This window comes from Gemmatimonas sp. (assembly GCF_036405635.1).
In the GTDB taxonomy this organism is placed as follows: domain Bacteria; phylum Gemmatimonadota; class Gemmatimonadetes; order Gemmatimonadales; family Gemmatimonadaceae; genus Gemmatimonas.
In genome coordinates, this window is sequence record NZ_DASWXE010000167.1 from 20,168 (window position 1) to 29,947 (window position 9,780).

The 9,780-nt window shown below is 64.8% G+C and carries 8 protein-coding genes; all 8 read left to right on the forward strand.

Going from position 1 to position 9,780, the window contains the following annotated elements; genetic code table 11:
• Positions 1-19 precede the first annotated feature (19 nt).
• A complete protein-coding gene (gene pelA, locus VGE27_RS13575; protein WP_331050208.1) occupies positions 20-1,348 on the forward strand; it encodes a pectate lyase in 1,329 nt (442 codons plus the stop codon).
• Entirely contained in the window at positions 1,348-2,799 is a 1,452-nt protein-coding gene (locus VGE27_RS13580; RefSeq protein WP_331050209.1) for a glycoside hydrolase family 28 protein, read from the forward strand. Before pelA ends, VGE27_RS13580 begins: the two co-directional genes overlap by 1 nt.
• The gene (locus VGE27_RS13585) at positions 2,796-4,073 is read left to right on the forward strand and encodes a glycoside hydrolase family 88/105 protein (protein WP_331050210.1); all 1,278 of its coding nucleotides are present in this window, start codon (positions 2,796-2,798) and stop codon (positions 4,071-4,073) included. The genes VGE27_RS13580 and VGE27_RS13585 overlap by 4 nt, the downstream gene beginning before the upstream one ends.
• Positions 4,070-4,846, forward strand: coding sequence for a 2-dehydro-3-deoxy-D-gluconate 5-dehydrogenase KduD (gene kduD / locus VGE27_RS13590; RefSeq protein ID WP_331050211.1), 777 nt, complete (start codon positions 4,070-4,072; stop codon positions 4,844-4,846). Before VGE27_RS13585 ends, kduD begins: the two co-directional genes overlap by 4 nt.
• A 29-nt stretch (positions 4,847-4,875) precedes the next feature.
• Positions 4,876-5,700 carry a 5-dehydro-4-deoxy-D-glucuronate isomerase gene (gene kduI, locus VGE27_RS13595; protein ID WP_331050212.1) on the forward strand — a complete coding sequence of 275 codons (825 nt, stop codon included), beginning with the start codon at positions 4,876-4,878 and terminating at the stop codon, positions 5,698-5,700.
• The gene (locus VGE27_RS13600) at positions 5,697-6,899 is read left to right on the forward strand and encodes a DUF4861 domain-containing protein (RefSeq protein WP_331050213.1); all 1,203 of its coding nucleotides are present in this window, start codon (positions 5,697-5,699) and stop codon (positions 6,897-6,899) included. The genes kduI and VGE27_RS13600 overlap by 4 nt, the downstream gene beginning before the upstream one ends.
• Positions 6,896-8,836: a pectinesterase family protein gene (locus VGE27_RS13605; RefSeq protein WP_331050214.1), complete on the forward strand. Its 1,941-nt coding sequence runs from the start codon at positions 6,896-6,898 to the stop codon at positions 8,834-8,836. The genes VGE27_RS13600 and VGE27_RS13605 overlap by 4 nt, the downstream gene beginning before the upstream one ends.
• Positions 8,833-9,780 (forward strand): glycoside hydrolase family 28 protein (locus VGE27_RS13610; RefSeq protein ID WP_331050215.1); only part of this gene is annotated, 948 nt, incomplete at its 3' end. The genes VGE27_RS13605 and VGE27_RS13610, both read left to right, overlap by 4 nt.

The window sequence follows — 9,780 nt, forward strand, 5'->3', positions numbered from 1 at the left end:
GTATCAGCGGCCCTCCATCGTGCGATCGTCCTCCACACCATTCACGCATGCGCATGCGCGCTACGGCAGTCGTCGTGCCGTTCGTGCGCGTGGTGTTTTGGTGAAGACGGTGATGACAGTGATGGCGATGAGTGCCGTGGCATGTGGTTCATCGGCCGCGACCGCCGCTGATCCCGGAAACGCCTCCGGCGTGTTGCCGCCATACACGGGCACCTTGCTGGCCAGTGGACGTATGGCGTCGCTGGCCCCTGCGGCGAGGCAGGAATGGGAGTCCTATGTGCTGGCCTCCCGTTCCGGGATGGCGGCGGATCAGCAGCGTGTGCAAGGCGAGCTGCGCACACTTGGTGCCGCCAGCGTGCGACGCCCTCCCAACACGGCATCGGATTTCACCTGGCAATCACAGTGGACGGCGGCCTGGGCGGCCAGTACGGCTGGCCGGACGCTGATTTCCACCGTGCGTTCGTACCAGACGCCGTCGGGCGGTTGGGGCAAGCACATCGACTATGCGCAAGGGCCGCGTCAGCCCGGCATGGGGTACAACTCGGAGAGCGACGAGTGGGCGTATGTCGGCACGATCGACAACAGCGCGACCGTCACCGAGATGCGATTGCTGGCGCTCGCCGCGGCGACCGACACGGCGGCGGCTGGTGCATTCGATCGTGGGCTCAGCTATCTGCTGCAGGCGCAGTTTCCGGGCGGTTGCTGGCCACAGGTCTTTCCGCTGATGGGCAGCTATCACGATGCCATCACGAACAACGACGACGCGCTGGTGAATGTGGTGCGTCTGCTGCGTGATGTGAGCTTTGGTCGACACGCCTTCGTGCGAGCTGGACGCCGCGCGCAGGCCGCCGTCGCCGTCGATCGGGCTTCGAACTGTCTCGTGGCCATCCAGGTGGTCGTCGATGGTGCGCGTACCACGTGGGCGCAGCAGCACGACCCCATCACGGGTGTGCCGGTCATCGGGCGCAGCTACGAATTGCCTGGTCTTGCCGGGCGGGAAGGGGCGCGCGTGATGGATGTGCTCATGGAGGATCCCGCGCCCAGTGCCACCGTGGCCGCCGCGGTGCATGCGGCCGCGGCATGGTATCGCCGAACGGCCATTCCGAACGTTGTCTACATCGCGGATGCTGGATTGGTGACCAGTCAGGGAAGTGGTCCCCTGTGGCCACGCGTCACCGAGATCAACAGCGGCCGTGCGTTGTTCGCGAACCGTGATGGCATCCCGTTGTATGACTATGCGCTGCTGACCGATCGTCGCAGCGGATATGCGTGGTACAGCTCTGAGCCCGCGTCGAGTCTGAATCGCTATGCGACGTGGTCCCGCGTGCATCCCCAACAGCTCCGATAATGTCCGACGCCTATTCCCGCCGCGCGTTCCTGCGTACCACCGCCATCTCCGCCGGGATGCTGACCTTGGGCGACGTGGCCGCCGCGTGTTCTCCACGAGGTTCGATGTCGAGCAACACATCCGCATCGCCAGTGCCGGAATCCCAGGATCCGTGGGCACAGGTGCCGGTCATCCTTGCACGCATCGTGCCTCCCACGTTCCCGGCTCGTGATTTTGCGATCACATCATACGGCGCTGTGGGCGATGGGCGCATGGATTGCACTGACGCCATTCGCAAGGCCATCAACGCATGCGTGGCGGCGGGAGGTGGGCGGGTGGTGGTGCCTGCAGGCCGATTCCTCACCGGGCCCGTGCACCTCGCCTCCCGCGTGAACCTGCATGTGAGCGAAGGGGCGACGTTGGCCTTTCACACTGATCCGGCGCGCTACCTGCCTGCGGTGCTCACGCGCTGGGAAGGCATGGAGATGATGGGCTATTCCCCGCTGATCTATGCCAACGGTGTGCGGGATATCGCGATCAGCGGCAAGGGCACGCTCGACGGGCAGGCCAGTGAATCGAATTGGTGGGCCTGGAAGGGCGGCAAGGATCGCCCCCTTCCCAATCAGATCGCGGCGCGCAATCGCTTGCAAGACGATGTGGAGGCGGGCAAACCGGTGGCACAGCGTGTCTACGCCGATGGCAGCTACCTGCGCCCGCAGTTCATTCAGTTCTATCGCAGCCGCAATGTTCTGATCGAGGGGGTGACCATCCTCAACTCACCCATGTGGGAGGTGCATCCGGTCGAGTGCACCAACGTCACAGTACGGGACCTGATCATTCGCACCCATGGGCCCAACAACGACGGCTGCGATCCGGAATCGTGCACCGATGTGCTCATCGAACGCTGCCTGTTCGACACGGGTGACGATTGCATCGCCATCAAGTCGGGGCGCAATGCCGATGGACGGCGCCTCAACATCCCGTCCGCCAACATCATCGTCCGTGATTGCACCATGAAGGACGGGCATGGCGGCGTGACGATCGGTAGCGAGATCTCCGGCGGCGTCCATCATGTGTTCGTGGAGCGCTGCACCATGGACAGCCCGGAGCTCGACCGGGCGCTGCGGTTCAAGAACAATGCCCTGCGCGGTGGATTGCTCGAACATGTGTACATGCGCGACTGCACCATCGGTCAGGTGGGCGAAGGGATTCTGTCCATCGATCTCTACTACGAAGAGGGTGAGAAGGGCCCGTTCACACCCATCGTGCGCCACGTCGAGTTGCGCAACGTCACCAGCCGCAAGAGTCAGTACGGTCTCTACATGCGCGCCTATCCCAAGTCAGAGATCTCGGATATCCGCGTGGTCGATTGCACGTTCGACGGCGTGGCGAAGGGCAACCTGGCGGATGGCGTGAAGGGCCTGGTGTATCGCAACGTGAAGATGAACGGGCAACTCGTGAGCGGATCGTGAGCGTGGTTCGAACAGGCGCCGTGTGGCTGTTGAGTGTGTCATTGCTGGCGCCAACGGCCCTGCGCGCACAGGCCGCCGAGCCCGCATTGCAGCTTGGCGAAGGCATCCTGCAGCCGGGTGGACGCCCGCTGACCATTCCGCATGCCACGCCCCGTCGCACGGGGACGGCCACGCCATGGTCGGTGCGCTTCGCGCGCTCGGTCATGACGCGCAATCCGCAGAATCACCGGCGCTGGGACTACACGGCCGGTGTGGTACTCGGGGCCATCAACAAAGTGGGCGAGTCACGCCGCGACACCGCCATGACGGCGTACGTGAAGCGCAGCATGGACCGCTTCGTGAAGGCGGACGGCAGCATCGATGGCTATGACCGCGAGGAGTACAACATCGATGTCGTATCACAGGGACGGGTGCTCTTTGCACTGGGGGCCCGCGGCACGGATACACGCTACCGCAAGGCGGCCGATGTATTGCGCGCGCAGCTGGTGTCACACCCGCGCACGAGCGAGGGTGGCCTGTGGCACAAGAAGATCTATCCTCAGCAGATGTGGCTGGATGGGCTCTACATGGCCCAGCCTTTCCACGCACAGTACGCGGCCACATGGGCACCGACCGCCGAACGTGCCGCGATCTTTGATGATGTGGCCAAGCAGTTCCTGCTGGTGGCGCGTCACACGCGGGATCCGCGCACCAACCTGATGTACCACGGATGGGATGCCGCGAAAGCACAGCGGTGGGCGGACACGAGCACGGGCTTGTCGCTCAACTTCTGGGGACGTGCTGTTGGCTGGTACATGATGGGCGTGGTGGAAACGCTCGACTACTTGCCGGTCACACACCCCGATCGCGAAGCGATCATCCGCACGCTGCAGGACGCCGCTGATGGCATCGCACGCGTACAGGATCCGCTCACCGGGCTCTGGTGGGATGTGCTCGACGCCCCCAACCGCGGGGGTAACTATCTCGAGGCCAGCGCCTCGGCGATGTTCGTGTATGCGCTCGCCAAGGGCGTGCGAATGGGGTATCTGCCGGCGCGCTACCGGGCCGTCGCCGAGCGTGGCTTTGATGGCATCACGAGCAACCTGGTACGCGAATCGTCGTATGGCGTGTCGCTCATAAACGTCTGTCAGGTGTCCGGCCTTGGTGGTTCGCTGCGCAAGGACGGTTCGTATCGCGATGGCAGCTACGCGTACTACATCTCCGAGCCGGTGGTCACCGATGACTACAAGGGCGTGGGACCGATGATTCTTGCCGCGCACGAGTTGGGCCGATGAGCATGCTGTCGCGGTTGTTTTCGCTCGACGGTCGCATCGCGCTGGTGACTGGTGCGAGTCGCGGTCTTGGTCGCTCCATCGCTCTGGGGCTGGCCGAAGCAGGGGCCGATGTGATCTGCCACAGTTCACAGGCCGGTGGCGCATCGGAGACGGTGCGGGCTGTCGAGCAGCTCGGACGTCGGGCGTGGGCCTGCGCCGCAGATCTGTCGGATCGCGCGCAGGTACAGTCGCTCGCGGATGAGGCGCATGGCGCGGCGGGCAGCGCGGGCATTCACATCCTGGTGAACAATGCCGGCACCATCCGTCGTGCGCCGGCAGCAGACGTCACGCCCAGCGATTGGGATGCGGTGATGCGCCCGAATCTCGATGCCGCCTTTTTGCTGTCGCAGGCGGTGGGGCGCGGAATGCTCGAGCGGCGGCAGGGCAAGATCATCAACATCGCGTCACTGCTGTCGTTTCAGGGCGGTATCACGGTGCCCGCGTACACCGCCAGCAAACATGCCATTGCCGGCGTCACCAAGGCGCTCGCCAACGAGTGGGCCAGCAGTGGTGTGCAGGTGAATGCCATTGCGCCAGGCTACTTCAGCACTGACAACACGCAGGCCCTGCGCGACAACTCGGATCGTGCACCGCAGATCCTCGCGCGCATTCCGGCGGGCCGTTGGGGAGAACCCGATGATCTTGTCGGTGCCGCCGTGTTTCTGGCCAGTCGTGCCGCTGACTATGTGAATGGCCACCTGCTGGTTGTCGACGGCGGCTGGCTGGCCCGCTGATCCTCACGTTCCCCTTTTCGTATCCAACCATGCTGTACCTGCCGAATCCCGAAGGCACCAAGCGGATGTCCACCGACGAACTGCGTGCACACTTCATGGTGTCGTCGCTCTTCCACCGCGGAGCCGTGGCACTGCGTCTGGTGGACCTGGATCGTGTCGTGCTCGGTGGCGCCGTGCCACTGGCCACTCCGCTGCTGCTCGAGACGCCCGAAGCCTTGCGTGCCGACTATTTCTGCGAGCGTCGTGAACTCGGCGTGCTCAACATCGGCGGCGCCGGTTCGGTGCGCGTGGACGGCACCTCGTATCCACTCCAGGCGCACGATGTGCTGTACGTGGGGCGGGGCAGTCGGCAGGTGGAGTTTCTCAGCGACAACTTCAGTGCCCCGGCGCGTTTCTACCTGGTGAGCTACCCCGCGCACCGCGATTGCCCGACGTGCCTCATGACACCCGCCGATGCGGATGTGCTGGAGCTGGGCAGTGTGGAATCGGCCAACAAACGCCGCGTGCGCCGCTACATCCACGCGGGTGGCGCAGAGAGCTGTCAGTTGGTAATGGGCGTGACGACACTCGAACCCGGGAGTGTGTGGAATACCATGCCGGCGCACACGCACGAGCGGCGCACGGAGGTCTATCTGTATTTCGGCATGCCGGCTGAAGCGATGGTGGTGCATCTGCTGGGCGAGCCCACAGAGACGCGTTCGATGATCGTGCGCAACGAGGACGTGGCGCTGTCTCCAGGATGGTCGGTGCACGCGGGGTGTGGCACGCAGGCGTATGCCTTCTGCTGGGCGATGGGTGGCGAAAACAAGGACTACGCCGACATGCAGATGATCGGCATGGAGACGATTCGATGACATCGATCCTTCCGATGGTTCACTTTGTTCGTTCGTCGATCATTCTCGCTGCATCGGTCATCGCAGCGATGGGTTCCCCCGCCAGCGCATTGGCGCAGCCGCGGGAATTTGTCGTACAGGCCGAAAATCGCCTGGGGCTCGATCGCGTCGACGAAGTGCTGGGCGTGGCCTGGGGCACGGTCGCCAGCCGAGTGCCGGGAGCGACCAGTGCGAAGGTGCGAGTGCGTGATGTTGGCAGCGGTCGTGAGGTGCCCACGCAGGCGATCGATGTAGACGGCAACGGCACTCCTGATTCGTTGCTCATTCTGGCCGACTTCCGTGGCAAGGAGCTGCGCCGTTTCGTGGTGGACGCCGAAGCGCCCGCCAAGTGGCCAGCCCGCACATTTGTGCGCCACGACGATCCGCGCGATGACATGGCGTGGGAGAGCGATCGTCTCGCGTGGCGCATCTACGGGCAGGGACTCAAGAAGACATCGAGCGCGATGTCCAGCAGTGGCGTGGACATCTGGGTGAAGAAGTCGCACGGCCTCGTGGTGGAGAAGTGGTACACCAAGGGGCACGACGCCTATCACGTGGACGACGGCGAGGGTGCGGACTTCTACGATGTGGGCGAGACGCTGGGCGCTGGAGGCACCGCCCTCTGGCACAACGACTCGCTGTACCGCGCTGACAACTTCACGCAGTGGAAGATCGTGGCCATGGGTCCCATTCGCTCGATCTTCGAAGTGGAGTATCCGGAGTGGAAGGCGGGCGCGCTGGCCGTGACACAGACCAAGCGGTTCATCATTGATGCCGGTTCCAATCTGTATCGCGAAGAGAGCGTGTTTCGCACCAACGGCAGTACGAAGGAGATTCCCTACGCGATCGGTGAACTCAAGCGCGTCGGCATGGTGGGCACGATGAGTCGCAACGCCAGCTGGGCGTGGTTGACGGGGTGGGGACCGACCACGCCCAAGAAGGGCGGCGATGGTGAGATCGGCACAGCCATCCTGCTACCGCGGGAACGCCTGCGCGACTGGAAGGAGACGGGCAATCATTACCTCGGTATCACCTATGCCACACCCGGTGTGCCCGTGGTGCATTACGTGGGCGCCGGCTGGACGCTGGGTGGTGACTTCCGCGATGTGCGTGACTGGTGGCACTATCTGGATACCTACGCGCAGCGTCTGGCCTCGCCCATAGCGGTGACGGTCCCGTGAAGACCGTCCTGCTGGCGGGCTACCTGCTGATCTTCGCGAGCGCACCGGCACGCCATATTTCTGCGCTCGACGCGCAGGAAGTCGTGCCGCTGTGGTCGGGCAGTGCGCCGGGCGCGTTGGGCCGCACCGAGGAAGACACACCCACATTGACGGTGTTCCCCGCACGTGCTGATCGCGCGGATGGATCGGCGATGATCGTGTTCCCGGGCGGTGGCTACGACCATCTCGCCACCGACAAGGAGGGTGTGCAGGTGGCTCGCTGGTTCGCTGATCGAGGTGTATCGGCGTTCGTGGTGCGCTACCGCGTTGGGCCGCGCTATCATCACCCGATCATTGAACAGGACGGGCTACGAGCCGTGCGGGTGGTGCGCGCCAGCGCGGCTCGCTGGCGTATCGATCCCTCCCGCATCGCGGTGATGGGCTTTTCCGCTGGCGGCCATCTGGCCGGCTCGGTGGCCACGCATTGGACCGCTGGTGACAGCCAACAGGGCGATCCGGTGGAGCGCGTGAGCGCGCGTCCCGATGCGGCGCTGCTGATCTATCCGGTGGTTACCATGCAGGCGCCGTATGTGCACGCCGGCTCGCGTCGGCAGCTCATTGGCGAACAACCACAGCCCGACCTGGTGCGTGCGCTGAGTATCGAGACCCAGGTCTCGCGCGAGACGCCGCCAGTGTTTCTCGTGGCCAGCACCGAAGATCGCTCGGTGCCGGTGGAGAACAGTGTGACACTGTATCAGTCGCTGCGCCGCGCGGCGGTGCCCGCGGAGATGCACGTCTATGAACGCGGTCGCCACGGGTTTGGCTTGGCGGCGACCGACGCGGCGCTGTCCACCTGGCCACAACATGCGGCGGAGTGGTTGCGGCGCACGTTTCATGAACCGATTGCTCGGCCGGCGATCGTGGATACCGCAAGCACCAGCGCAGCGGTTGATCCGGCCTTTCGCGGCAAAGCGGGTGACAAGGTGAATGGCGTGCCGACCTATCGCACGATCAACGCGGCCATCGAAGGTGCGCCAAACTTTGCCCAGACGCCGTGGGTCATCCGGGTGCGTGCTGGGCGCTACGCGGAAAAGGTGCTGATCGAAAAGCCGAACATCCGGCTCATTGGTGCGCACCGCGACAGCACGATCATCACCTGGGGCGACGTGGCGTCCACGCCGGCGCCGGGAGGTGGCACATTGGGCACCCGTGGCACCTGGACGCTCAAGGCCACCCAGCCGGACTTCTGGCTGGAACGCGTGACGGTGGTGAACAGCTTCGACTACAACGCCAACGCGAAGAAGGCTGCCACCGACAGCACGAAGATTCGCGACACGCAGGGGCTGGCCGTCGCATTGACCGATCGCAGCGACCGCGCCGTGATCCGTGATGTGGTGCTACTGGGCAACCAGGACACCTTCTTCGCCGACGCGGGGCGCACCTACGTCACCAAGAGCCGCATCGAAGGCAATGTGGACTTCATCTTCGGTAGCGGGCGGGTGGTGTTCGACGATTGCGACATCGTATCGCTCGATCGTGGCAGCACCACCAACAACGGCTACATCGCCGCACCGAGCACCGACATCACGTCGTATGGCATGCTGTTCTACAAGTCGCGCCTCAAGAAGCAGTCCCCACAGATGGCCCCGGCGTCCGTCTCGCTGGGGCGGCCGTGGCATCCGGGGGGCAATCCCCGCGCCGTGGGCATGGCGATCTTCGTGGAGTGCTGGATGGACGATCATATCGGTGCGAAGGGGTGGGATCGCATGTCGGCCGGCCCCACGAACAACGGTGAGCGTGTGTGGTTCGAGCCGGAGAATTCGCGATTCGCCGAATACCGGAGCACGGGGCCGGGCGCCGTGGAGAGTGCCGGCCGTCGTCGGCTGTCGGACGGCGATGCCCTGACGTACACGCCAGACCTCTTCCTCGACGGCTGGAAGCCGGGAGGTGTGCAATGAACCGAGTGCCTTGGGCAGCGACGGTGGTACTGCTGGCCCTGCCGCTGTCGGCGCAGGACACGCGCACAGTGACGGAACCTGTACGGCCAACAGCCTGCGTCACGCTGGATGCGCAGCTCGCCATAGTGGGTGACACGACCCTCGCCGCCGCCGATGAAGCACGCCTCGATACGCCGCGTATTCAGGCGGCCATCAATGGGTGCGCCGCTGGCCAGGCGGTGGTGTTGCGCGCCCAGGGGGCGAAGCGGGCGTTCGTCTCCGGCGCGCTGCAACTCAAGACCGGCGTGACGCTGGTGGTGGACACCACGGCGGTGTTGTTCGCGTCACGCGATCCGCGGCAGTTCGACACGGCGCCCGGCGCCTGCGGTGTGTTGAGCCAGGGGCCACGCGGCTGCAAGCCGCTCATTGCTGCCGACCGTGCGGACCACAGTGGGGTGATGGGCCCGGGCACCATTGACGGCCGTGGCTGGGCAGCGTTGCTGCGGGGCGGCCCCACGTGGTGGGAGATGGCCGAACAGGCGCGCGACACGAAGTACAGCCAGCAGAATCCGCGACTCATCGTCACGTCCCGCTCGAACGACTTCACGCTGTACCGGCTGACGCTGCGCAACAGCCCCAACTTCCACGTCGTGATCGAGCGTGCGGATGGTTTCACCGCGTGGGGCGTGATCATCAACACGCCACGTGGTGCCCGCAACACCGACGGTATCGATCCCTCGGGGTCGCGCAACGTGTCCATCGTGCACAGCTATATCCACACCGGCGACGACAACATCGCGATCAAGGCCGGTGGAGCCGGTGCGGCGCGCAACATCACGGTGGCCAACAGCCACTTCTACAACGGCCATGGGGTGTCGGTTGGCAGCGAGACCGACGGCGGTGGCGGTGCCATTCTCGTGCGTGATGTGACCTTCGTGGGCACCGACAACGCCCTGCGCATCAAG

Excerpts from the sequence above, each read along its gene's own strand:
- VGE27_RS13580 (WP_331050209.1), top strand. The coding sequence starts at position 1,348 with ATGTCCGACGCCTATTCCCGCCGCGCGTTCCTGCGTACCACCGCCATC.
- kduD (WP_331050211.1), top strand. The coding sequence starts at position 4,070 with ATGAGCATGCTGTCGCGGTTGTTTTCGCTCGACGGTCGCATCGCGCTG.
- kduI (WP_331050212.1), top strand. The coding sequence starts at position 4,876 with ATGCTGTACCTGCCGAATCCCGAAGGCACCAAGCGGATGTCCACCGAC.
- VGE27_RS13600 (WP_331050213.1), top strand. The coding sequence starts at position 5,697 with ATGACATCGATCCTTCCGATGGTTCACTTTGTTCGTTCGTCGATCATT.